Source organism: Streptomyces curacoi (assembly GCF_001513975.1).
Lineage (GTDB): Bacteria > Actinomycetota > Actinomycetes > Streptomycetales > Streptomycetaceae > Streptomyces > Streptomyces curacoi.
Map to the genome: position 1 here is coordinate 622,068 of NZ_KQ947985.1, position 20,606 is coordinate 642,673.

Here is a 20,606-nt window from a genome sequence, read left to right on the forward strand (position 1 = left end):
GGGCGTTGCCATACTCCGAATGACTGTCGTGCCAGGAGTCCAAAGGAGTTCGGCCGCGCTCGGGAATGTTCGAGTCCTCGCTGTGCCACCGGCGCAAGGCTCTCAGCTCGCGAGGCAGGTCACCGAGGGACCAGACGATGTGATAGGCCCGGTTGACACCAGCTCGGGCCCCTCCAACTGCACTTTGTGCATCGAGCCCCAAGCAGTCCTCAACGCCGAATCGGCTTCAGGCAAGAGGGAATTGATGTCGCTATCCGTGAGGTCCCCCTCTAGAACCTGGTCACCGAGGGCCTTCATGCGCTGGTGGGCTTCATGAACGTCGCTCAGGAACTGTTGATACACCTGACGGCGGTGATCGATCTGGAGCTCTCGTATCTGCCGTCGCTCTTCGGCCTGGAACTGCTCTCGTTGTTGCTGCTCAGCAGCTCGAAGCTGCAGCTCTTGCTGGCGGGCGAGGGCCGCATCCTTGCGCCTTTCCGACCGGAAGGTGATCGTGGCGGTCAGGCCGCCGCCGGCAAGGGTTCCGAGTACGCCAACCGCTGCCAGGAGTAGGGAGTCCGCCACGCAGGCAATGATGCCGCGTGAGGTCGACACTCGTCCTGAGAATGATCACTCTAGGTGGAGGGCGTCGGCTTCGAGTCCAAGCTGCGACGGTCTGGAGCCCAGTCGCGAGCAGGAGCAACTCGCCGTTCCTCTGCTCAGGAAGCTGGGCAGGCGCACCTCAAGGCTGAGACTGTCACTCAGCTCCCCTCTTCTATTACGCTATGTGCTCGCGCGTCGGTGACGCCGACTAGGGGGAGCAGCAAGAGAGACACGAATCGCCGCCCGTTGACCATTGAGATCTCGGCACACAGTCAACGGATCCTGTGACTAGGTCGGCGGAGCGGCTTTGGGGTGGCGCTGCTTTGGCGCGAGTGATCACAGCCCCGTAAGCTTCCGGCGCGTCGGGCAGTCTGTGGACCTGCCCGGTAAAGCGCGACGCTGGGGTCATGATCTTCGAGGCTCGCGCCAAAGTGGCTCCGTAAAGGCGCGTGAGATCGTCGGCATGCCCGAGGGTTTCAGGTTCTACGACCTTCGGCACACCGGACACACCCTGTCCACGCGCTCCGGCGCCACTCTCAAGGACACGATGGTCCGTGCCGGGCAGTCCTCCGAGAAGGCGGCGCTGATCTATCAGCACTCCGACGACGACCGGCAGCAGGAAGTTGCAGCCGGTCTCGACGCGACCGTACGCAAGGCACGCCAGGAAGCTGCTGCCGTGCCAGATGAGAACGCCGTTGATCCAAACGATCAGCGTTCTGGCACGAATCTGGCACGCGGCAAGTGATCACAACGGACAGCAAAAAGGCCCGGGTTTCTGACCTGGGCCTTAATCATGGAGCGGGTGACGAGAATCGAACTCGCGCTCTCAGCTTGGGAAGCTGATGTTCTACCATTAAACTACACCCGCGTAAGACGCCCGCCCGGCATGATCCGGAGGCGGTGTCCGATCGCTTCGTCACTGTACCTCATCCCCGGTCCCCGGCGCTGACGCCGTGGGGCCTGAGTGCGTTTCAGGGGGCGGATGTGACTGCGGGGGAACGGAGTTGGGGCGTACGGTGGAGGGGTGGGAGAGGGTCCCGGCGGGGGCGGAGTGCCGCCTGGAGGGTCGTCCTTTTGATCCCGTAATGTGGCCTTGGTCGTCAGGCAGGTAGCAGCCAGACGCGGCTCTTGGGGAAGGGACTTAAAGGACTTGATGGAGCGCACCGTCGTCCGTTGTGCCGATGGGCACGTGTTCAGCACCGCTTCGTTCCCGATGCAGCAGGCCGAGCGGCTCGGCCCCGGTCGGCTCGTCCGGTGTCCCCGGTGTGCCCGGCTCCGCAGTGTGGTGCCGGTGGCGCTGGAGAAGCAGTAGCGGTAGCGGGACCAGTAGTCGTAGTCACAGAAGTAACGGGAACACCAGCAGTGCAGAAGTACCAGCAGTAACGCCAGCTGTACCGCCCGGCGCGCGGAAGCCACGATTGTGGTCGTTCCGCGCGCCTTGCGTATCCTCGGGGCGTGCTTCTCTCAGACAAGGACATCCGGGCCGAGATCGACGCCGGGCGGGTGCGGATCGATCCCTATGACGAATCCATGGTGCAGCCGTCGAGCGTCGATGTGCGGCTGGACCGGTACTTCCGGGTGTTCGAGAACCACCGGTACCCGCACATCGACCCCTCCATCGAGCAGGCGGATCTCACCCGGCTCGTGGAGCCCGAGGGCGATGAGCCGTTCATCCTGCATCCCGGGGAGTTCGTCCTCGCCTCGACGTACGAGGTCATCACGCTGCCCGACGATCTTGCCTCCCGGTTGGAGGGGAAGAGCTCGCTCGGGCGGCTGGGGCTGGTCACCCACTCCACCGCCGGGTTCATCGACCCGGGGTTCAGCGGGCATGTCACCCTCGAACTGTCCAACCTCGCCACCCTGCCCATCAAGCTGTGGCCCGGCATGAAGATCGGGCAGCTGTGTCTGTTCCGGCTCAGCTCGCCCGCCGAGTTCCCGTACGGGAGCGAGCGGTACGGGTCCCGGTACCAGGGGCAGCGTGGGCCCACCGCCTCCCGGTCCTTCATCAACTTCCATCGGACTCAGGTGTGAGTGACGGTATGAGCGAGACAGGTGTGCGGGAGAATCTGACCTACGAGCGGTTCGGCGGTGCCATCCGCGAGCTCGCGCAGACCATCGCCGACGACGGGTACGAGCCGGACATCGTGCTCAGCATCGCCCGTGGCGGCGTGTTCGTCGCCGGTGGGCTCGCCTACGCCCTCGACTGCAAGAACCTTCATCTGGTGAACGTCGAGTTCTACACGGGCGTGGGGACGACCCTCGAAATGCCGGTCATGCTCGCTCCCGTTCCCAACGCCATCGACTTCACCGACAAGAAGGTGTTGATCGCCGACGACGTCGCCGACACCGGCAAGACGCTGAAGCTCGTGCACGACTTCTGCCTCGATCATGTCGCCGAGGTGCGGTCCGCCGTGATCTATGAGAAGTCCCACTCACTCGTGAAGTGCGAGTACGTCTGGAAGCGCACCGATGAGTGGATCAACTTCCCGTGGAGCGTCGAGCCGCCCGTCGTGAAGAGGGCCGGGCAGGTCCTCGACGCCTGAGGCGTCTGGGGCAATTCGAGTCGCCCAAGGCGTCTGGGTCACTCCGAGTCGCCCAAGGCGCCTGGCTCAAGCCGAGTCGCCTGAGCGGCACACCGGGATCCACCGGTTTTCGAGAAGCACAACGGAAAGGGCCCCCGGCCACGAACGCCGGGGGCCCTTTCGCAGCTCCGCAGTGCCTAGAACGTGCCCAGCTTCACGATCGACAGCAGCGCGACCAGCTGGATCGCGCTCGCGCCCAGCGCCTTCGGCCATGGCAGGTCGTGTGACTTGGACACCATCAGCGTCAGCAGGGCGCCGGCCGCCACCCAGGTCGCCCAGCCCAGGGCCTGGACGAACATCGCGTCGCCGCCGGCGAACATCGCGAAGACCAGGCGGGGGGCGTCCGTGAGGGACATGATCAGCATGGAGAGGCCGACCGTGGGCTGCCAGGCTCCGTCGCCGCCCAGCTGGCGGGCCAGGGTGTGGGTGACCACGCCCAGGACGAAGGACGACAGGACCATCGCGACGGCGGTCGTGAGGACGATGGGGACCGCGTTCGAGAGGGTCGCGTTGATCGCGTCCTTCCTCGCGCCGTCGAAGCCGAAGACCGCCAGCAGACCGTAGAGGAAGGTCACGATGAGGGCGGGGCCCCACATCGTGTAGTCCCGCATCTGCAGGAACGTCTGGCTGGGGGAGAGGAAGATGCCGCGGAGCAGTTGCTTCCAGTGCAGGCGGGGGCCGGCCGGGGCGGCCGGGGCCGAGCCGGCGTGGTAGGTCTGGCCCTGGCTGTAGGGGTCGTCGTTGATCGAGAACGCCCGGGTGTGGCCCGGGTTGTTCGCCGCGTACGGGTCCGGGGCGTCGCCCGGTCCCTGCGGGTACCCGCCGTCGCCGAAGTACTCCGGCTCGCCGTGACCGCCGGCGCCGGGGCCGCCGTAGCCTGCGCCGCCGGTCGCCTGCGGCCAGCCGCCCGCGCCGCCGGCCGAGCCGCCGTACGGCTGCGGCGACGGCGGGGGATAGCCGTACGACGGTCCCTGGGGCGCCTGCTGCCCGTACGGAGGTTGTTGGGGGCGCGTTTGCGGGGTGCCGTTGTTCCGGCTGCCGCGTCCGATCCTGAATCCAGCCACGTCTTCGAACGTACCTGGTCCCGGAGAGTCGCGTGCCGGGCCCGGTGGGTCGGGCCCGGCTTTGCTGCCGAGCTGTGACATCCCCTAAGGGGGTTGGCACGCCTTTCCCTTACTTCTCCCGTAAGGGAGTTCACCCGGGGACGGCGGGTCAGCCCGTCAGTACGTCGCCGAAGTACGCGAGGCCCGAGGGGCCGCCCAGCGTCGTGCTGCCGAAGGTCTTCGCGCCGGTGGCCGTGCTGCCGGTGGAGCTGCCGCGCAGGGCCCAGACGGCGCCCGCGCCGCCGTTCTCGCCGCGGGCGCCGGTGATCAGCTCCGCGCGGCCGTCCTTGTCGACGTCGGTGAGGAAGGCCGAGTGGCCGAAGTAGTCGTAGGACTCGGCGCCGCCCGGTACACCGCTGGTGTCCTGCGAGAAGGACTTGGCGCCGCTGCCGGTCAGGCCGGAGGCCGAGCCGCGCAGGACCACGACCGAGCCGGCGTCCGTCCTGCCGCTGAAGTCCTCGTTCGCGACGCCGGCCGCGATGTCGGCGTAGCCGTCGCCGTTGGTGTCGCCGGCGGCGAGGCTCCAGCCGAAGGCGTCGTTCTTCTCCGAGGCGCCCGGCACGCCCGTCGTGTCCTGCGTGATCCGGACCGGGGTGCGGGTGCTCAGGCCGTTCGCGGCGCCGTACGTCACGGTGATCGCGCCGCCGAGGCCGCCGTTGGGCTCGCTCGTGGACTTCTCCATGAAGTTGCCGGTGACGATGTCGCCGTAGCCGTCCTTGTCGACGTCGGCGATGGCCGCGTCGTAGCCGCCCGCGACCTTGCCGCCCGGGATCGGGCCGGAGGGGTAGCCCTTGTAGAGGACGCTGCGGGTGCGCTGGCCGCCGGTGATCTCCTCCTGGCCCATGACCAGGAGGTCCGTCATGCCGTCGCCGGTGACGTCGCCCGCGACGAGCTTCTCGGTGCTGACGCCGGTCTGCTCCTGGGTGTCGATGGAGAGGCACTCCACGACCTCGCCGGAGCGGGTGAAGGGGCCGTTCCAGATGTTCAGGGCGGGAGAGGAGACGCTCGCGGCGGCCAGGTCGGTGGCGCCGTCGCCGTTGAAGTCGCCGGCGGCGACGGACCAGCCGAGCTCGTAGATGTTCTCCGGGAGCGGCGACTTGACGTCGGTGCCGCTCTTGATGCCGGTCGCCCCGCCCCACAGCACCGTCAGCACGCCGAAGTCGTCGGTCGAGCCGATCCGTTCGCTGTGCACGCCGACGACGATGTCCGTGTAGCCGTCGCCGTCCAGGTCCCCGGTGGTGAGGCGGTCACCGAAGTGGTCGCCGGTCTCCGGGACGCCGGGGATGCCGTCGGTGAGCTGGCTGACGACCTGCCGCTTGCCGGTGTCCAGGCCGCCGGCGGTGCCGTAGACGATGCCGACGTAGCCGGCGTTGCTCCTGCCGTCGATCTTGGCGAGGGGCGCGCCGACGGCGAGGTCGCGGTAGCCGTCGCCGTTGAAGTCGCCGGACAGGCCCGAGGGCGCGGCGGTCGCCGTGGCGGCGGGCAGGGCGGTGAGCAGGCCGGTGGTGAGAGTGGCGGCCAGCAGGAGGGTGGTGCGTTTGCGCATGGTGAAGTCCGTAAGTCCGTTTCGGGTGTCAGGAGTCGAGGGCCGCGCCGTACGCCGGGCTGCCCGCCGTGGACACGCCCGTCGTCCCGGGGCCGGAGGCCGCCGCGAGGCCGGCGGTGGTGATACGCGTGCGCACGGTGAATCCACCGGCGGGCCGGCGGTGTGTCACTGGGCGATCACCGAGCCGAAGCTGCGGCCGTACTTGAGGGAGACGTCGGCGGCGGTCAGGCCCTTGGCGCCGGTCGTGGTCAGGCCGGTGGCGGTGCCGCGCAGGGTCCACACGCCGCCGGCGGAGTTCTCGCCGTCGACGCCGATGACGAGGTCGGCCTTGCCGTCCTTGGTCAGGTCGGTGAGGTCGACGGCGGAGCCGAAGCGGTCCCAGGCCTCGGCGGTGCCGGGCACGCCCGAGGTGTTCTGGGTGTAGGACGTGGCGCCCGTGGTGGTCAGTCCGGAGGCCGAGCCGAACAGCACGGTCACCGAGCCGGCCTCGTTCGCCGTGCCGAGGTCCTCGCCGGAGGCGCCGACCGCGACATCGGCGTAGCCGTCGCCGTTGATGTCGCCGGTGCTCAGCGCCGCGCCGAAGGCGTCGTCGGCCTCGCCCGCGCCGGGGACGCCGGCGGTGTCCTGGTGGACGACGGTCGGCGTCTGCGCGGGGTCGGGGCCGTTCGGGCCGCCGTACCAGACGGTGATCTGGCCGCCCAGGTGGCCGCCGGGCTTGTGGCTCGCGGGGTCCGTGTGGTCGCCGAGGACGAGGTCGCCGTAGCCGTCGCCGTTGATGTCGGCGATCGAGCCGGGGAAGCCGTCGGCGTTCGGCAGCTCGTTCAGGGTGTACCCGGCGCCGGGGCCGGAGCTGCGGTAGTAGAAGATCTGGCCGCCGGAGTCGCCGTCCACGGCGTGCGGGTAGACGCGCTCGGCGGCGCCGTCGCCGGACATGTCGCCCGCGGTCACCTCGAAGGTGGTGCCGAGTTCGCCGACGCGGTAGTGGCTCAGCGGGCCGCCGGTGCGGGTGAAGGGGCCCAGGTACAGGCGGGTGTGGCTCTGGCCGGTGAGGGTGACGTCCGTGTCGCCGTCGCCGTCGAAGTCGCCGGCCGCGATGCCCCGGGAGAAGCCGCCCCACTCGGCGAGCGTGGAGGGCTGCGGCAGGCCCTTGCCGCCGGACAGCCCGGACGGGCCGCCCCACAGGACGGTGCCGGAGCCGACGCCCTGGCGGTCGCCGATGCTCTCGCCCGAGGCGCCGACGACGAGGTCGGAGTAGCCGTCCCGGTCCAGGTCGGCGGCGGCCAGTGCGGCGCCGAACACGTCTCCCGACTCGGCCGTGCCCGGCACCCCGGTGGAGTTCTGGGTGATCACGGCCTTGCGGGTGGCGGAGACACCGGACGACGAGCCGTACAGCACGACGACGGCGCCGGCGCAGCTCGCGGAGCCGACATCGGTGCAGGGGGCGCCGACCGCGGCGTCACGGTAGCCGTCGCCGTTGAAGTCGCCGGCCAGCCCGGAGGGGGCGGCGGTGGCGGGGCCGGCGGGCAGGGCGGTGAGGAGGCCGGTGGTGAGGGTGGCGGCGACGAGGAGGGTGCGCTTGCGCAAGGGGAGGCTCCGGGGCGGGAAAGGGGCCGGGCCCGGGGGCCCGGCCTCACAGGTGGTACGACGGGGTGGGGTGGTCTGCGGGCCGCTCAGTCGGCGAAGTTGGAGCCGAAGTACGGCGCGCCGGTCGTCGAGACGCCGGACGTGCTCGGGGAGACGGTGCGGGCGCCGGTGGTGGTGATCTTCGTGCCGTTGGAGGGCAGGTAGAGGACCGCGCCGTTGCCGCTGTTCTCGCCCGAGCCCGCGATGAGGTCGGCCCTGCCGTCGCCGGTGACGTCGTCCAGCTTGACGTCCATGCCGAGCGCGTCGTCGTCCTCGTCCTCGCCCGGGACGCCCGCGGTGCTCTGGGCGAAGGACTGCGCGCCGGAGCTGGTGTTCAGGCCGTCCGCCGTGCCGTAGAGGATCGTGACCATGCCGGTGTCCACGGCGCTGCCGATGTTCTCGCCGGCGACACCGACCGCGAGGTCGAGGTAGCCGTCGCCGTTGACGTCGCCGAGGTCGAGTTCGTAGCCGAAGTAGTCGTTGCCCTCGGAGGTGCCGGGGACGTTGCCGGTGTTCTGGGTGATGCCGGTGGCCGACGAGGTGAGCGGGCCGCCGTCGGAGCCGTACGTCACCCAGACCTTGCCGCCGTTGGCGGAGTCCGGGACGGTCGTGCCGTCCTCCGTGGTGGCGTTCCAGTAGGCGCCGCTGACGATGTCGCCGTAGCCGTCCTTGTCGATGTCGCCGATCGCGGTGATCACGCCGGGCTTGAGGGCCACGGCCTGGGAGACCTGCAGGCCGCTCGCGCTGCCGGGGATGAAGTAGTTGCGGTTCCAGCCGTAGTCGGTCTCGGTCTCGAAGCCGTCGACGACCAGGTCGGTCTCCGGGCCGCCGTTGATGTTGCCGGCGGTCAGGTTCAGCGGGCCGCCCGCGTCGCCCCGGATCGCGGGCTTGAAGGTGTAACGCCCGCCGGCCGTACCGGAGCTGCTGAATCCGCCCTTGAAGACGTGGACGGTGGTGGCGGAGCTGCCGACGGCCAGGTCGGCCTTGCCGTCGCCGTCGAAGTCGCCGGCGGCGAGGGTCCTGCCCCAGCGGTCGTGGGAGGAGGGGGCCGGGTCGGCGACCGTGACGCCCTTGCCGGTGATGCCGGAGGCCGAGCCCCACAGGATGGCCAGGCCGCCGCCGTCGACGTCGCTGCCGACGTCCTCGCCCGGCGAGCCGACGGCGATGTCGTCGTAGCCGTCGCCGTTGAAGTCGGCGTACGCGGTGTCCGCGCCGAACCAGTCGCCGGACTCGGCGGTACCCGGGCTGCCGGTGGTGTTCTGGCTGACGGTGGTGCGCTTGGCGGAGGACACGCCGCTGCCGGTGCCGTAGAGGGCGACGATCTGGCCGGCGCCCTTCTTGCCGCCGACGTAGGCGTCCTGGGCCGAGAAGGCCACGTCACCGATGCCGTCGCCGTTGAAGTCGGCGTGCGGGACGGCGGTGGAGTCGGCGGCGGTCGCCGTGGCCGCCGTGAAGGTGAGCAGTCCGCCCGTGAGCGCGGCCGCGGTGGCCGTCGCGAGGGCGAGACGCAGGTGGTTCTTGTGCATGCGGGTTCTCCTGCTGCATGCGGGGACGCCTGGCGGGCATCCGCAGTCATTGGGGTGCGGACCGCGCCGTGTTCGCCGGGAGTTGTCCTCGGGTTCACGGGCCGGTCGGCGATCAGGAGACCTGCGGTGGGGCGCAAGGGTTGTACGTGAGTTCGGTAAATTTTGAGACCGCTGGGACTCCTCGTGATCCGGTGCCTGTGAAAGCGACGAGCCCGGGACCGTGATCACCACCCCCGGCCACCGGACTCGCCGCCCTCATACGTCACCTCAGTCGCTGAACGCCCCGCCCATCTCCGGCAGCTCCGTCAGCCCCGTCGTCGTCGGCCCACCGGCCGAGCCGCGCAGCAGCACGCTGACGTCCGCCGCACCGATGCCCAGGTCCGCCTTGCCGTCTCCCGTCACGTCACGCAGGCGGAGCGCGTAGCCGAAGGACTCGTGCGAGTCGGCCGCACCCTGAACCGTCTGCGGGATCCACGAGGACCGCGCACCGTCCAGGCCGCCGGAGCCGCCCCGGAACACATGGACGCCGCCCTGGTCCTCCAGCCCGTTCACGTCCTCGTGGGGCACGCCGACCACCAGGTCCGCGTAGCCGTCGCCGTTGGTGTCACCGGCCGAGACGGCGTAGCCGAAGTTGTCGTCCGCCTCGGGGCTGCCGGAGACGCCGGAGCTGGCCTGGTTGTACGTCATCGAGCCGCTCGGGCCGGAGGAGGTGCCGCGCCAGACGCTGACGATGCCCTTGCCGCCGTTGTTCTCGGGCAGGCCGACGGCGATGTCGCCGTAGCCGTCCTTGTTGAAGTCGCCGATCGCCGCGGTCCAGGGAGCGCTGGTGTACGTCTTGGAGGCGCCCGAAGTCAGGCCGCCCGAGGCGCCCTTGAGGAACCAGACGCGGGGGACCGGCTTGTTGTCGATGAACTGCTCGCCGAGCACCACCAGGTCGGTCTTGCCGTCGCCGTTGACCTTGCCGGCCGCGAGGCCGGAGGAGTACCAGCCCTGGCCCGTCTTGTCGATCTTGCTGACGCTGCCCGTCGTACCGGACTTCGTGAAGCCGCCGCGGTACAGCCAGGCCTCGCTGCCGCCGATGGCCGCGAGGTCGGGCGAGCCGTCGCCGTTGAAGTCGCCGGTGGCGAGGTCGCGGCCGAAGTAACTGCCGGCGCCGGACTTCGGGGTCACGTTGGTGCCGCCGGACAGGCCGGAGCGGGAGCCCCAGACGATGGTGACCGAGCCGCGGTACTGCGCGCTGCCGACCGACTCCATCGGGTTGCCGACGACCAGGTCCGCGTAGCCGTCCTTGTTGAGGTCGGCGCTGCTGATCGACTCGCCGAACATGTCGTCTTCTTCGCCGGTGCCGGGGACGCCCGCGCTGTCCTGGTGGACGACCTGGGTGCGGGAGGTGTCGAGGCCGCCGGCCTTGCCGTAGACGACGTTGACGGCGCCGCCCTCCCAGCCGTCGGCGCCGGAGATGCCCTTGAAGTAGTGGCCGTACGCCACGTCGCGGTATCCGTCGCCGTTGAAGTCGTCGTAGTGCTTGGCGACCGCGGCGGACGCCGGGGCGCTCAGGGCGAGCGGGGTGAGGCCCGCGGTGAGGAGGGTGGCGGCCAGGGCCGCCGAGGTGTGTCTGCGCATGGGTGGAGGGAGCTCCTTGGGTCTAGCCGGCCATGATCATGCCGAGTCGGGGGTCGTCGCCGGTGGAGATGCCGAAGGCGCTCGGGCCGTACGTCGTCGCGCCGGACGTCGTGATGCCCGAGGCCGAGCCCTTCAGGACGGTGACGAGGCCGTCGCCGTCGTTCTCGCCGTTCGCGGCGGTCACCAGATCGGCCTTGCCGTCCTTGTTCAGGTCGGTGAGCAGGGTGCTCTCGCCGAAGAAGTCGTTCGTCTCGGCGGAGCCGGGCACACCGGCGGAGTTCTGGGTGAGGGTCACGGCATCCGCGGTCGGACCCGCGGCGGCGCCGTGGTGCAGGTGGACGGCCCCGCCGACCGCCGCCTCGGTGGAGTCGTCGGGGTCGCCGAGCGCCAGGTCCTTGTGGCCGTCGCCGTTGATGTCGCCGACGGACGGGATGCCGGGCCACGGCAGCTGGAGCGTGGAGGTGACGCCGGAGGAGGAGAGGTACGACACCACCGCCGGGCCGTTGCCGGCCATCGTGCCGCCGGTCGCGGTCTGGGTCCAGCCGGTGACGACGTCGCCGTAGCCGTCCTTGTTCAGGTCGGCGATGGCGAGCTGGGTGCCGTACGGCAGTTCGCGCTGCCTGGTCGGGGCCGAAGTCGTGCCGAAGTAGAGGTGGTTGTGGTCGAGGTGGTTCTCGGAGGAGAGCTTGGAGCGGCCGCCGACGACGAGATCGGCCTTGGCGTCGGTGTTGACCTTGCCGGACACGAGCCGGCGTACGCCCCCGCTGCCGGTCCAGGTCGTCGTGTAGGTGATCTTCGCGCCCGTCGTGCCGGACTTGCTGAAGCCGCCCTTGATGATCCACTGGGTGGTACCGGTGGCGCCCACCGCGAGGTCGGGCCGTCCGTCACCGGTGAAGTCGCCGACGGCCAGGGCCTGTCCCCAGCGGTCGTGCTTGGTGGGCGCCGGGTCCTTGACGGTCGTCGCCCCCTTCAGACCGGTCGACGAGCCCCATACGATCACCACGGCACCGCCCTGCTCGTCGTCGCCGACCGTCTCGTACGGGGCGCCGACCACGAGGTCGCTGTAGCCGTCCTTGTTGAGGTCGCCCACCGCCACGGCCTCGCCGAAGCCGTCGTAGTCCTCGGCCGCGCCGGGCACACCGGTGGTGTTCTGGCTGACGGACGCGGTACGGCCGACGCCGCCCGAGGAGCCGTACGCGATGCCGACGGCACCCGCCCACCACATCCCGCCGACCCGGGCCTGGGTGGCGGCGGCGACGGCGTCCTTGTAGCCGTCCCCGTTGAAGTCGGCCGCGTACTGTCCGGTCGCGGCCGTCGCCGGCGTGGCCGTCGTGAGGGTGAGCAGACCGCCCGTCAGCGCGGCGGCGGTCGCCGTCGCGAGGACTAGGCGCGGGTTGCGCTTGTGCATGCGGGGTTCTCCTGCGGCATGCGGGGATGCCCGGCGGGGCATCCGCAGTCGGTGGGACGCCGGTCCGTCCGTGTGTGCCGGGAGTTGTCCCCGCGGTCACGGTCCGGTGGCGATCAGGAGACGCATGGTGGGGCGCAAGGGTTGTACGTGAGTTCGGGAAATTCTTGAGGCGGCGAGGCGATCGAGGCGATCGAGGCGATCGAGGCGGTCGAGGCAGATTGGCCCAGTGGGTTGCCGAGCAGGTTGGCCGAGGCGGGTTGGCCGAGGCGGGTTGGCCGAGGCGGGTTGGCTTTTGCGGCGATGCGCCGCCTCGGCTAGGCCCGGACCCACCGCCTCAGCGCCTCGACCGTGTCCTCCGGCGTCGTGTTGAAGCACAGCCGGATCCCCGGCGCCGTCTCGGTGAGGACGTTGACGAGCCGCTCGAACAGCAGGGTGTGCTCCGGCATCATGCGGACGCCGCCGCCGATCATCGCCAGCCCGAACGCATGCTCCTGGAGGTGCTCCCGGACGGCTGCCTCCGCGCTGTCCGCAGAGGCGTCGATCAGGCACGGGACGGCGTCGAACCCCGCCTCGCGCAGCGCCGCGTTCGCGGCCTCGATCCGGGCGGTGAGCCCCGCCTCGTCGACGCCGTCGGGCATCCGGCTGTAGTCGAGCGCGCGCGGATGCAGCCCGATGGACAGCACCTTGGTGCCGGCCGGCAGCGGAGTCGAGGTCGTCGGACGGTCCACAGGCGGTGGCCTTTCTGCTCGCGGGACGGTGATCTCCCCGGTGTATCACGGGAGTTGGGCGGACGGCCCGCTCGGTTCGAGAGCCTTGCGCAGGAGTGCGCCGAACTCGGCGGGGTGCGTGGTCAGGCCGGTGTGGCCGCCGGGGAAGTGCAGAAGGTCCGTGCCGAGACGCTCGGCCAGGCGGGCGGCCGTACGGTGGGGCAGCTCGCCGCGCGAGTCGTGGCCGCAGGCGAGCACGAGCCGGTCCGACAGCATCCGCAGCCGGGCGAGGTCCGGGACGTGGGCCATGAAGCGGGGCACGATACGGCCGACGAAGTACGGCAGGTTGGCCATCGTCCGCTCGGCCCGCGCCGCCGCCTGTGGCGGGAGTTCGAGCTCGGCCTTCTGTTCGGCGGGGTCGCCGTCCTTCTGCAGGCCGGCGGCGAGAATGGCCATCGCGGGCATGAGCCCCTCGGTGCGGAGCGTCTCCTGCACGCGGGCGAGGAGCGCGCGCTGGGCGGCGGCGTCGGGCAGGACCTCCACGGTCGGCGGCTCGTGCGCCACGACGCGTGCGACGCGGTGGGGATGTGCGGTGAGCAGGTGCAGGGCGGTGATCGCGCCCGAGCTGGCGCCGAACACCCGGGCCGGCTCGTCGGGCGACAGCAGCTCCAGCAGCCGGTACGCGTCGTCGGCGTGCTCGGCCACGTGCTGCTCGGCCTCGGGGTCGTCCAGCGGGCTGCGGGACATGCCGCGCGGGTCGTAGGTCGCGACCGTGTACTCGGCGGCCAGGTCGTCGGCGACGCCGTCGAAGGAGGCCGCGCCGCCCGCCCCGCCGGGAATCAGCAGCAGGAGGGGGCCCCGGCCGCGCACTTCGTAGTGCAGGGTCGCGCCGGGCACGCGCAGGCTGCCGGTGGCCGGGTCGGTCATGAGAGGGCTCCTTTTCTGGGCAGGGCTCAGCTTTCCTAGGGGCTCTAGGTATAACCTAGAGTCCCTAGGAAACCAAACGGAAGGCGTGCCCCTACGGCAGTCCCTACGGCCGTTCCAACGGCAGTTCCGACGACAGTCCCTACGGCACCAGGAACCCCGAGCTGGAGAACGTCACCGACGGCTCCGCCGCCAGCAGCCCCTTCTTCGTCCCCGGATACACGGCCACGGTGTCCTTCGTCTCGCCGACGTACGACCGCACCACCAGGTCCGCCCGCCCGTCCCCGTCGAAGTCGCCGGCCGTCACGACGCGCGTGGTGCCCCGCGCGGGCGGTGCCACGGTCACCATGCCCGACGTCGCGAGTCCTGCCGTACGGCCGCGCAGGACCCGCAACCGCGAGCCGCTGGAGAGGAGTTCGCTCAGGCCGTCGCCGTCGAAGTCGGCGGCGTCGAGCATCGAGCCGGGGACATCCAGGGTCGCGCGTACGGCGGCTGCCGGGAGGTCGTAGCGCAGCAACGTTCCGTCCATGGTGCCGATCGCCGCGTCCAGGCCGGACTTGTCCTTGCCGAAGGTGCCGAGGGCGACGTCGATGCCGGCGGGAAGGACGGCTCCCGTGCGGGTCGGGCCGGCCGGGCCGCCGAGGACGATCGCCGATCCCCCCGTGCCCTGCGCCGTACGGACCACCAGGTCGTCGTACCCGTCGTCGTTGACGTCGGCCGCCGGGCCCGTGGGGGCGTTGCCGGGTGCCGGGACGGGCGCGCCCGCGGCCCGTGGGGCGCCCTTGCGGCTGAACGGGCCGCGCAGAAAGCTCAGTTGGCCGCCCGACGCGTGCACGACCAGGTCCTGCGCGCCGTCGTCGTCGAAGTCACCGCACACCGGCTGGTCGGGCCAGTCGTTGCCGACCCGGGCGCGAGCCGGGATCACCAGCTTGACCGCCTTGCCGGTCAGGCCGTTCGGCGAACCGTAGAGGAGCTGCAACGGCACCGGGGGCCGGCCCTGGCCGTCGTAGGGCGGGTCGGTGGAGACGACCAGGTCCGTGAAACCGTCGCCGTCCAGGTCGCAGGACGCCTCCGCGTCGAAGACCGCGGGGAGCCGGCCCTTGGTCGGGGCCGCCTGCCGCCGGGGGCTGAGCAACTGCCGCGCGCCCGGCACGAGTCCGCGCTCGCTGCCGTAGACGATGCCGATGCCCGCGTCGTCCGCGTGGGCCTGGGCCTTGACCAGGTCGTTGAGAACGAGGTCGCGGTGGCCGTCGCCGTTGAAGTCGTCGGGGGTCTTGCTGCCCTTGCCCTGCGGGACGGGCAGTCGGGCGGGGGCGTCGGCCACCCGGACAGGGGTCTTGCGGGCCGCGGCGGGGTCGTCGCCCGGGGTGGGGCCGCAGGCGGCGAGGACGAGGGCGAGGGCGGTCCCGGTCACGGCCGCCGTGGGTCTCCCGTATTTCCCGTTTCTTCGCGTGCGCACCGCTCACCTCGACAGCATCAGGGGGAACAACTGCGCAATCATGCACGCGTTCGAGAGGGGGCGACAGCCCTGCGCAGGCCTTCTCGGCCCGGGGCGGGTGAGCGGGTGTGCTTTCCGGCCAACGAGTGCTTCGGGAATAACGAGTGCTTCGGGAATGTCGCCGGAGCTGTCACAGACCTGACCGCTGCCCTGTCCTGCTGGTGTGCGCCGTGGCGCACCGGGACCGGCGGGCGTCGCCGGTTCCCGTCGGGAAGTGAATCGGCGAACGGAGACAGTGATGAAGATCGTGGTCGTCGGCGGTACCGGCCTCATCGGCTCGCAAGTGGTGGCGCTCCTGCGCGACCGTGGTCACGAGGCCGTGGCGGCCGCCCCCTCCACGGGCGTCAATACCCTCACCGGCGAGGGCCTGGCCGAGGCCCTCAAGGGCGCCGACGTGGTCGTGGACGTGTCGAACTCGCCGTCCTTCGAGACCGAGGCGGCGCTGGACTTCTTCACCCGCTCGGCGCGGCACCTGATCGAGGCCGAGAAGGACGCGGGGGTCCGCCACCACGTCACGCTGTCCATCGTCGGCGTCGACCAGGTGCCCGACTACGGCTACTACCGGGCCAAGGTCGCCCAGGAGGAGGCCGTGCGCGGCAGCGGCGTCCCCTACAGCATCGTGCGCGCCACGCAGTTCTTCGAATTCATCGCCCCGGTGATGGGCATGTCCACCGAGGGTGCGCAGGTACGCCTGCCCTCCACGCGACTGCGTCCGATCGCTTCCGCCGACGTCGCCGCCGCCGTCGCCGAGGCGGCCCAGGGGGAACCGTCGAACGGCGTGCGCGACGTCGCGGGCCCCGAGGTCCACCGGCTCGACCGGCTCGGTGAGCTCACCCTGGCGGCGAAGCCCGACGGCCGCACGGTCGTCACCGACGAGACCGCCGGCCTGTTCGCCGGCATGCCTGACGGGGTTCTCGTCGGCGACGGCACCGCGCACCTCGCGTCCACCCGCTACGAGGACTGGCTGATGCGGAACTGACCCGTGGGCTACGGGCGGCCGGTGAGCCGGTGTGCCGACCGCTCGTACGCCCTCAGCTTGCCGGGGGCCAGGACCCAGTAGAGCCCGTCGACACCGTCCGCGCCGACGGTGACGCTCACCAGGGCGACCGTGACGCCGTCCTTGACGAGCCGCAGGCCGGGCCGGCCGTTGGCCTCGGCCACCGCGTAGTCGGCCCCGGGGAAGAACTTCCCGGCGAAGGCGGTGACCCTGGCCACGCGCTCGGCGCCCACGATCGCCAGCCGTGCCACGCCGCGCATACCGTTGCCGTCCGCGTAGGCGACGACGTCGGCCGACAGCACCTCCTCCAGCGCGGCGACGTCACCATGCCGCGCCGCCGCGACGAAGGCCTCGACCAGCCGCCGGTGCTCCGCCGTGTCGACGGGAGCACGGCGCTCGGCGGACAGCCGCTTGCGGGCCCGGCTGACGATCTGCCGGGTGTTGGTCTGGCTCAGCCCGAGCATGCCCGCGATGTCCTCGTACGGGTAGTCGAACGCCTCCCGCAGCACATAGGCCGCCCGCTCCACGGGGTTCAGCTTCTCCAGGACCAGCAGCACGGCCAGCTCCAGCGCCTCCCCGCGCTCCGCGCCCACCTGCGGATCCACACCGGTGTCCACGGGCTCCGGCAGCCACGGCCCCACGTAGGCCGCGCGGCGAACCCGTGCCGACTGGGCCACGTTGATCGCCAGCCGCGTGGTGATCTTCGCCAGGAACGCCCCGGGATCCAGCACCGCGCTCCGGTCGGCGCCCTGCCAGCGCACCCACACGTCCTGCACCACGTCCTCCGCCTCGGAGACGCTGCCCAGGACGCGGTAGGCGATGCCGAACAGCCGGGGACGCAGCCGCTGGAACGCGTCCGCCGCCTCGTTCAGCGAGTCGTGGCCGACCGGCTGCCGCTCGTCCATGGTGCCGATGCCTCCGCAGGTCGACCGCCGTGCTCCGGGACGGGCGCACCTCCGGCGCGAGGACGGCCCGCTCGCTGGATCCTACGGCGGCCTTGTCGGGCAAGCAGTCCGCCGGCGCGGGAACCGGATCGCGCGGCGCGGCGTTGAGAAGTACACGAGGCAAAGCCAGGAGTGGTCATGGCGTACGGATCGCAGTACGGGCCTGGGTCTCGGTATGGACCGGACGGCTCGGAGCGCCGCGCACCCGGGTCGCGGGGTGCGCGGATCAGGGACGCCGGCGTTCTGATGGCCGGCTGGGTCGCCCTGCTGTGGGTGCTGGAGGCCGTGGACGTGGCGAGCGGCCACGCCCTGGACACGTTCGGCATCAGCCCGCGCGAGGTCGGCGAGTTCCGGGACGTCGTGCCGGCCGCGTTCGTGCACTTCGGCTTCGACCATGTGGCCGCCAACAGCGTGCCGCTGCTGGTGCTCGGCTTCCTTGCCGCGGTGTCCGGCATACGCCGGTTCCTCGGCGTCGTCGCCGTGATCGTCCTCGCCGGCGGTCTGGGCGTGTGGCTGACGGCGCCCGCGTACTCCACCACCGCGGGCGCGTCCGGCGTCGTCTTCGGGCTGTTCGGCTATCTGCTGACGCGCGGCTTCGTCGATCGCCGCGTCGGGGACATCGTCGTGGGCCTCCTGGTCGGCGTGGTCTACGGCTCGCTGCTGTGGGGCGTGCTGCCGACGGCCGCCGGGGTCAGCTGGCAGGGCCATCTCTTCGGACTGCTCGGCGGAGTGGCCGCGGCCTTCGCCTTCCGGCGGCAGCGCGGAGCCTGACGAGGCCGGTGGCGTGCGGAGTCAGTCCTGGCGTATGGCGTCGGTGCCGGGTCCGCCCGAGAGGGTGCCCCTGCCCGGGCCGCCGTACAGCTTGTCGTTGCCGCTGTTCCCGTACACGGTGTCGTCGCCGCTGTTGGCGGAGTACGGCTGGCAGCTCAAGGACCCGGCGTCCCAGCGCCCGTCGACCGGACTGAAGCTGAGCCGCGTGGCGTGCGGGCAATGTCCTGGTCGTCCGCCTGGCTACCGTGGCCCGGCAGGCCGGGATGTGCCGCGCACCATGAACACATCCACCGGATCCTCCGTCTCGACGGTGAACCCGTGCCGCTCGTACAGCCGTCGGGCCGCGCTGCCCTGAAGGACGTTCAGCCGGACGGGGACACCGCCGCGGTCGCACCGCTCCAGCAGCTCGCGCAGCACGCCGGAGCCGATGCCGCCGCCCTGGTGACGCGGGGCCAGATAGAAGTGCTCCAGCCAGTGGGCGTCCCCGGCCGGTCGCAGGGCGACGCAGCCGGCGAACGTACCGCCCACCTCGATCACCCAGGTGTGGGCGGGGTCGAATCCGTCCCGCAACCGCTGCCGCACCCGCCGGTCGTCGTACCGCCCGAGCCGTTCCAGATCCGCGCGCAGCACCACGGCCCGCAGCTCGGCCACCGCCTCGACGTCCGACGCCACGGCCGGCCGTATCTCCCAGTCCGCCATGATCGGCACGCTAGCGCGCCCGGAATCCCGTTGAGATGCCGCCGTACGTCGGGAAGGGTCCGGGGACATGGAGTTCTTCTGCTACCACCGCGACCGGCCGGGCTCCGTCGCGCTGCGCCACGAACTGCTGGAAGCGCACTGGTCCTACATGGACCGGTACGCGGCGGAGCTGATCGCTCGCGGCCCGACCTTCGCCGCCGACGGGGAAACCCCCACCGGCAGTGTGCACATCGTCGACCTGCCCGACGCCGCTGCCGCCCGCGCGTTCGCCTTCGACGAGCCCAACTACCAGGCGGGCGCGTACCGGGACGTGCTGCTGCGCCGGTGGCGCAACCTGCTGGGGCGCACCATGTGGGAGTTCCCCGGCGGCCGGACCGGTGGCAGCCGCTACCTGGTGCTCGGCCTCGGCTCGGGGGAGCCCGCCGACCTCGTCGTCCCGGCCGACCGGGACGAGCTGATCGCGTACGGCCCGCTGCTGTCCGACGACGGCGCCACCTGGCTGGGTACGGCGGCACTGCTGAGGGCCCCGGACCCGGACACCGCGCGCGCCGTGCTGACCCGGGAGCGCTATGCCGGCATCGAGGTCCACGACTGGGAGTTCGGCGGGCGGCGATGACGCCCCGCACCTGCACGGGCTGTGGCTGCCGGAGGTCGAGATGCTGACCGAGCGAGCTGGGTGTTCCGCCAGGAGGGCGAACGGTGGTGACCGGTCTGGGCTATCCGTAATACCGCGGCATACATTTTCCGAATTTCAGCCCCGGACCGTGCCATTTGATCTTCCCGATAATCACCGTTACGCGTATTCCCCCGAATGCCAGATGTCCTCCCCCGTGTGGCGCTCGTTATGCGGGTCGTGACTTGGCAGGAAACACACGCAGGTGAGACCCGTCCGTTCCGCTCGCGCCAGGCAGTTGATCTGACCGCTACGGAAAGCATCACACACTGCTCGGATCTGCTCGAGGACTTCCTGAAAACCATCAGCCGTATGGAGCGTGAATATCTCCGGGCAGCGATGGAAGGGGATAAGTACTAGCAATGAGGGCCGACTATGACGCGGTAGACGAACAGCCTATTTACACTCAGCAGCTGGACATGCAGCACCTCTGGCAGGTCCCCGACCCGGCGATCTCGCCGGACGGGTGGGACCTGGACGAAGAGCTCGCGCAGATGCTGAGCACGACGCAGGGTCTGGATCCGCTTCGCCCGGATGCTCTCCGCCCGGATCCGGTTCCGCCCCCGCTGGAGAAGGACAGGCCCCCGCACCGCCCGGTCCATCACCGGCGGCCCCAGCCGAGTTCTCAGATCATCGGCGGAAACCCGAAGATCTTCACCGTCGGAATCCTGGTCACCCTCATCACCCTGTGCGCAGTGACGATGCTCACCTGGTCCATTTCGTATTCGTACGATCAGCTGCGCTCCATCGCGCTGCTCGTGGTGTCGCCGAAACTGGCGCATTGGTGGCCCTTGACGGTGTACGGGCCCTGGCTGCTGGCAGGTCTGTCCATTCTGCGAGCATCGTTTCAGCGCAGAACCGCTCGGCGGTCCTGGGCCGTGATGCTCATCTCCTCCGGGACGGCGGTGGCACTGTGCATCGGCCAGTCGGCCGATTCCCTGCTGGGGATGGTCGTCGTCGGCATTCCGCCGATCACCGCGCTGGTCTGCTTTCGCGAGCTGGTCGGCCAGTTCTCGTCGCGGCCCGGCCCCAAGCACGCCGCCGACACGGTGAACGGGCCCAAGCAGTCGAGCTCCTAGGACCGGTACGGCTGCTGAGGCTGCCCGTAGGGCTGCTGCCCGCCGGTGGCGGCCTGCGCCTGCAGCTGCTCCGCCTGCTCCTTGGTCACCTTCTGCTCGGCGCCACAGAAGGTGCACTGCGTCGCGTACTTGGTCGAGAACGGGAACAGCGGCACGAAGAACAGCGTGAACTTCGTGACGCGCTTCCTGAGCGTGTGGGCGGAGGGGTTGCCGCAGTGGCCGCAGACCAGCGTGAGTATCGCGAGCTGGTAGAGGTAGCCCTTGGTGCCGAAGATGATCACGCCGGGTGGTCCTTCCTGATCGATTCCTGCCGTACGTTGC

At 70.7% G+C, this 20,606-nt stretch carries 19 protein-coding genes, 1 tRNA gene and 2 pseudogenes; 8 read left to right on the forward strand and 14 right to left on the reverse strand.

All coding sequences use genetic code 11. From position 1 onward, the window contains the following. Nucleotides 1-312 precede the first annotated feature (312 nt). Together AQI70_RS08330 and AQI70_RS08335 are read left to right on the forward strand one after the other, a co-directional pair. The gene (locus AQI70_RS08330; RefSeq protein WP_159042634.1) at nucleotides 313-552 is read left to right on the forward strand and encodes a hypothetical protein; all 240 of its coding nucleotides are present in this window, start codon (nucleotides 313-315) and stop codon (nucleotides 550-552) included. 472 nt (nucleotides 553-1,024) lie between these two features. Then, nucleotides 1,025-1,327: pseudogene (locus AQI70_RS08335) on the forward strand (tyrosine-type recombinase/integrase); the annotation flags it as partial. A 49-nt stretch (nucleotides 1,328-1,376) separates the two neighbouring features. Here the strand turns inward: AQI70_RS08335 and AQI70_RS08340 are convergent. Continuing rightward, nucleotides 1,377-1,450: transfer RNA gene (locus tag AQI70_RS08340), tRNA-Gly, on the reverse strand. Between the two features lie 587 nt (nucleotides 1,451-2,037). Here AQI70_RS08340 and dcd point away from each other — a divergent pair. Together dcd and AQI70_RS08350 are read left to right on the forward strand one after the other, a co-directional pair. Then, complete coding sequence (dcd, locus tag AQI70_RS08345; protein WP_003999377.1) at nucleotides 2,038-2,613, forward strand: dCTP deaminase; 576 nt, start codon at nucleotides 2,038-2,040, stop codon at nucleotides 2,611-2,613. Nucleotides 2,614-2,621: 8 nt separating this feature from the next. Then, the gene (locus AQI70_RS08350) at nucleotides 2,622-3,125 is read left to right on the forward strand and encodes a phosphoribosyltransferase (RefSeq protein ID WP_062146002.1); all 504 of its coding nucleotides are present in this window, start codon (nucleotides 2,622-2,624) and stop codon (nucleotides 3,123-3,125) included. A 176-nt stretch (nucleotides 3,126-3,301) separates the two neighbouring features. Here the strand turns inward: AQI70_RS08350 and AQI70_RS08355 are convergent, their stop codons facing one another. The 9 genes from AQI70_RS08355 to AQI70_RS08395 all read right to left on the reverse strand — a co-directional run bounded on the left by AQI70_RS08355 (nucleotide 3,302) and on the right by AQI70_RS08395 (nucleotide 15,038). Next, nucleotides 3,302-4,309 (reverse strand): Yip1 family protein, encoded by a 1,008-nt coding sequence (locus tag AQI70_RS08355; protein WP_062146003.1) that lies wholly within the window; start codon nucleotides 4,307-4,309, stop codon nucleotides 3,302-3,304. Between the two features lie 67 nt (nucleotides 4,310-4,376). After that, nucleotides 4,377-5,813, reverse strand: coding sequence for an FG-GAP-like repeat-containing protein (locus AQI70_RS08360; protein WP_062146009.1), 1,437 nt, complete (start codon nucleotides 5,811-5,813; stop codon nucleotides 4,377-4,379). A gap of 165 nt (nucleotides 5,814-5,978) precedes the next feature. Then, nucleotides 5,979-7,397, reverse strand: coding sequence for an FG-GAP-like repeat-containing protein (locus AQI70_RS08365; RefSeq protein WP_062146011.1), 1,419 nt, complete (start codon nucleotides 7,395-7,397; stop codon nucleotides 5,979-5,981). An 86-nt stretch (nucleotides 7,398-7,483) separates the two neighbouring features. Next, a complete protein-coding gene (locus tag AQI70_RS08370) occupies nucleotides 7,484-8,962 on the reverse strand; it encodes a VCBS repeat-containing protein (protein WP_062146013.1) in 1,479 nt (492 codons plus the stop codon). A 267-nt stretch (nucleotides 8,963-9,229) separates the two neighbouring features. Continuing rightward, nucleotides 9,230-10,585 carry an FG-GAP and VCBS repeat-containing protein gene (locus AQI70_RS08375; RefSeq protein WP_062146015.1) on the reverse strand — a complete coding sequence of 452 codons (1,356 nt, stop codon included), beginning with the start codon at nucleotides 10,583-10,585 and terminating at the stop codon, nucleotides 9,230-9,232. Nucleotides 10,586-10,607: 22 nt separating this feature from the next. Next, the gene (locus tag AQI70_RS08380) at nucleotides 10,608-11,993 is read right to left on the reverse strand and encodes an FG-GAP-like repeat-containing protein (RefSeq protein ID WP_062146017.1); all 1,386 of its coding nucleotides are present in this window, start codon (nucleotides 11,991-11,993) and stop codon (nucleotides 10,608-10,610) included. A gap of 314 nt (nucleotides 11,994-12,307) precedes the next feature. Further along, nucleotides 12,308-12,721 carry a hypothetical protein gene (locus AQI70_RS08385; RefSeq protein ID WP_062146019.1) on the reverse strand — a complete coding sequence of 138 codons (414 nt, stop codon included), beginning with the start codon at nucleotides 12,719-12,721 and terminating at the stop codon, nucleotides 12,308-12,310. Between the two features lie 45 nt (nucleotides 12,722-12,766). Continuing rightward, on the reverse strand, nucleotides 12,767-13,627 hold the full coding sequence (locus AQI70_RS08390) for an alpha/beta fold hydrolase (protein ID WP_062146021.1): 861 nt from the start codon (nucleotides 13,625-13,627) through the stop codon (nucleotides 12,767-12,769). 139 nt (nucleotides 13,628-13,766) lie between these two features. Beyond that, a complete protein-coding gene (locus tag AQI70_RS08395; protein ID WP_062146023.1) occupies nucleotides 13,767-15,038 on the reverse strand; it encodes an FG-GAP repeat domain-containing protein in 1,272 nt (423 codons plus the stop codon). A gap of 322 nt (nucleotides 15,039-15,360) precedes the next feature. Here AQI70_RS08395 and AQI70_RS08400 point away from each other — a divergent pair, with 322 nt between their 5' ends. Next, nucleotides 15,361-16,101 carry an SDR family oxidoreductase gene (locus AQI70_RS08400; protein WP_062146025.1) on the forward strand — a complete coding sequence of 247 codons (741 nt, stop codon included), beginning with the start codon at nucleotides 15,361-15,363 and terminating at the stop codon, nucleotides 16,099-16,101. Nucleotides 16,102-16,109: 8 nt separating this feature from the next. Here AQI70_RS08400 and sigJ read toward each other — a convergent pair whose 3' ends face one another. Then, nucleotides 16,110-17,024, reverse strand: a complete 915-nt coding sequence (sigJ, locus tag AQI70_RS08405; RefSeq protein WP_062146027.1) for an RNA polymerase sigma factor SigJ — start codon at nucleotides 17,022-17,024, stop codon at nucleotides 16,110-16,112. Between the two features lie 285 nt (nucleotides 17,025-17,309). Here sigJ and AQI70_RS08410 point away from each other — a divergent pair, with 285 nt between their 5' ends. After that, nucleotides 17,310-17,834 carry a rhomboid family intramembrane serine protease gene (locus AQI70_RS08410; protein WP_062146029.1) on the forward strand — a complete coding sequence of 175 codons (525 nt, stop codon included), beginning with the start codon at nucleotides 17,310-17,312 and terminating at the stop codon, nucleotides 17,832-17,834. 21 nt (nucleotides 17,835-17,855) lie between these two features. Here the strand turns inward: AQI70_RS08410 and AQI70_RS38405 are convergent. Further along, nucleotides 17,856-17,969: pseudogene (locus tag AQI70_RS38405) on the reverse strand (calcium-binding protein); the annotation flags it as partial. A 105-nt stretch (nucleotides 17,970-18,074) separates the two neighbouring features. Further along, complete coding sequence (locus tag AQI70_RS08415) at nucleotides 18,075-18,533, reverse strand: GNAT family N-acetyltransferase (RefSeq protein WP_062146545.1); 459 nt, start codon at nucleotides 18,531-18,533, stop codon at nucleotides 18,075-18,077. Between the two features lie 67 nt (nucleotides 18,534-18,600). Here AQI70_RS08415 and AQI70_RS08420 point away from each other — a divergent pair, with 67 nt between their 5' ends. After that, nucleotides 18,601-19,149: a YciI family protein gene (locus AQI70_RS08420; protein WP_062146031.1), complete on the forward strand. Its 549-nt coding sequence runs from the start codon at nucleotides 18,601-18,603 to the stop codon at nucleotides 19,147-19,149. A 419-nt stretch (nucleotides 19,150-19,568) separates the two neighbouring features. Continuing rightward, nucleotides 19,569-20,285, forward strand: a complete 717-nt coding sequence (locus tag AQI70_RS08425; RefSeq protein WP_244181525.1) for a DUF2637 domain-containing protein — start codon at nucleotides 19,569-19,571, stop codon at nucleotides 20,283-20,285. Here the strand turns inward: AQI70_RS08425 and AQI70_RS08430 are convergent. Further along, nucleotides 20,282-20,566 (reverse strand): zinc-ribbon domain-containing protein, encoded by a 285-nt coding sequence (locus tag AQI70_RS08430; protein WP_003999360.1) that lies wholly within the window; start codon nucleotides 20,564-20,566, stop codon nucleotides 20,282-20,284. The two genes, AQI70_RS08425 and AQI70_RS08430, sit on opposite strands and share 4 nt — an antisense overlap. Nucleotides 20,567-20,606 lie beyond the last annotated feature (40 nt).

Excerpts from the sequence above, each read along its gene's own strand:
- AQI70_RS08350 (WP_062146002.1), top strand. The coding sequence starts at position 2,622 with ATGAGCGAGACAGGTGTGCGGGAGAATCTGACCTACGAGCGGTTCGGC.
- AQI70_RS08355 (WP_062146003.1), bottom strand. The coding sequence starts at position 4,309 with ATGTCACAGCTCGGCAGCAAAGCCGGGCCCGACCCACCGGGCCCGGCA.
- AQI70_RS08360 (WP_062146009.1), bottom strand. The coding sequence starts at position 5,813 with ATGCGCAAACGCACCACCCTCCTGCTGGCCGCCACTCTCACCACCGGC.
- AQI70_RS08390 (WP_062146021.1), bottom strand. The coding sequence starts at position 13,627 with ATGACCGACCCGGCCACCGGCAGCCTGCGCGTGCCCGGCGCGACCCTG.
- AQI70_RS08425 (WP_244181525.1), top strand. The coding sequence starts at position 19,569 with ATGAGGGCCGACTATGACGCGGTAGACGAACAGCCTATTTACACTCAG.
- AQI70_RS08370 (WP_062146013.1), bottom strand. The coding sequence starts at position 8,962 with ATGCACAAGAACCACCTGCGTCTCGCCCTCGCGACGGCCACCGCGGCC.
- AQI70_RS08400 (WP_062146025.1), top strand. The coding sequence starts at position 15,361 with ATGAAGATCGTGGTCGTCGGCGGTACCGGCCTCATCGGCTCGCAAGTG.
- sigJ (WP_062146027.1), bottom strand. The coding sequence starts at position 17,024 with ATGGACGAGCGGCAGCCGGTCGGCCACGACTCGCTGAACGAGGCGGCG.
- AQI70_RS08380 (WP_062146017.1), bottom strand. The coding sequence starts at position 11,993 with ATGCACAAGCGCAACCCGCGCCTAGTCCTCGCGACGGCGACCGCCGCC.
- AQI70_RS08415 (WP_062146545.1), bottom strand. The coding sequence starts at position 18,533 with ATGGCGGACTGGGAGATACGGCCGGCCGTGGCGTCGGACGTCGAGGCG.
- AQI70_RS08410 (WP_062146029.1), top strand. The coding sequence starts at position 17,310 with ATGGCCGGCTGGGTCGCCCTGCTGTGGGTGCTGGAGGCCGTGGACGTG.
- AQI70_RS08375 (WP_062146015.1), bottom strand. The coding sequence starts at position 10,585 with ATGCGCAGACACACCTCGGCGGCCCTGGCCGCCACCCTCCTCACCGCG.
- AQI70_RS08330 (WP_159042634.1), top strand. The coding sequence starts at position 313 with ATGAACGTCGCTCAGGAACTGTTGATACACCTGACGGCGGTGATCGAT.
- AQI70_RS08420 (WP_062146031.1), top strand. The coding sequence starts at position 18,601 with ATGGAGTTCTTCTGCTACCACCGCGACCGGCCGGGCTCCGTCGCGCTG.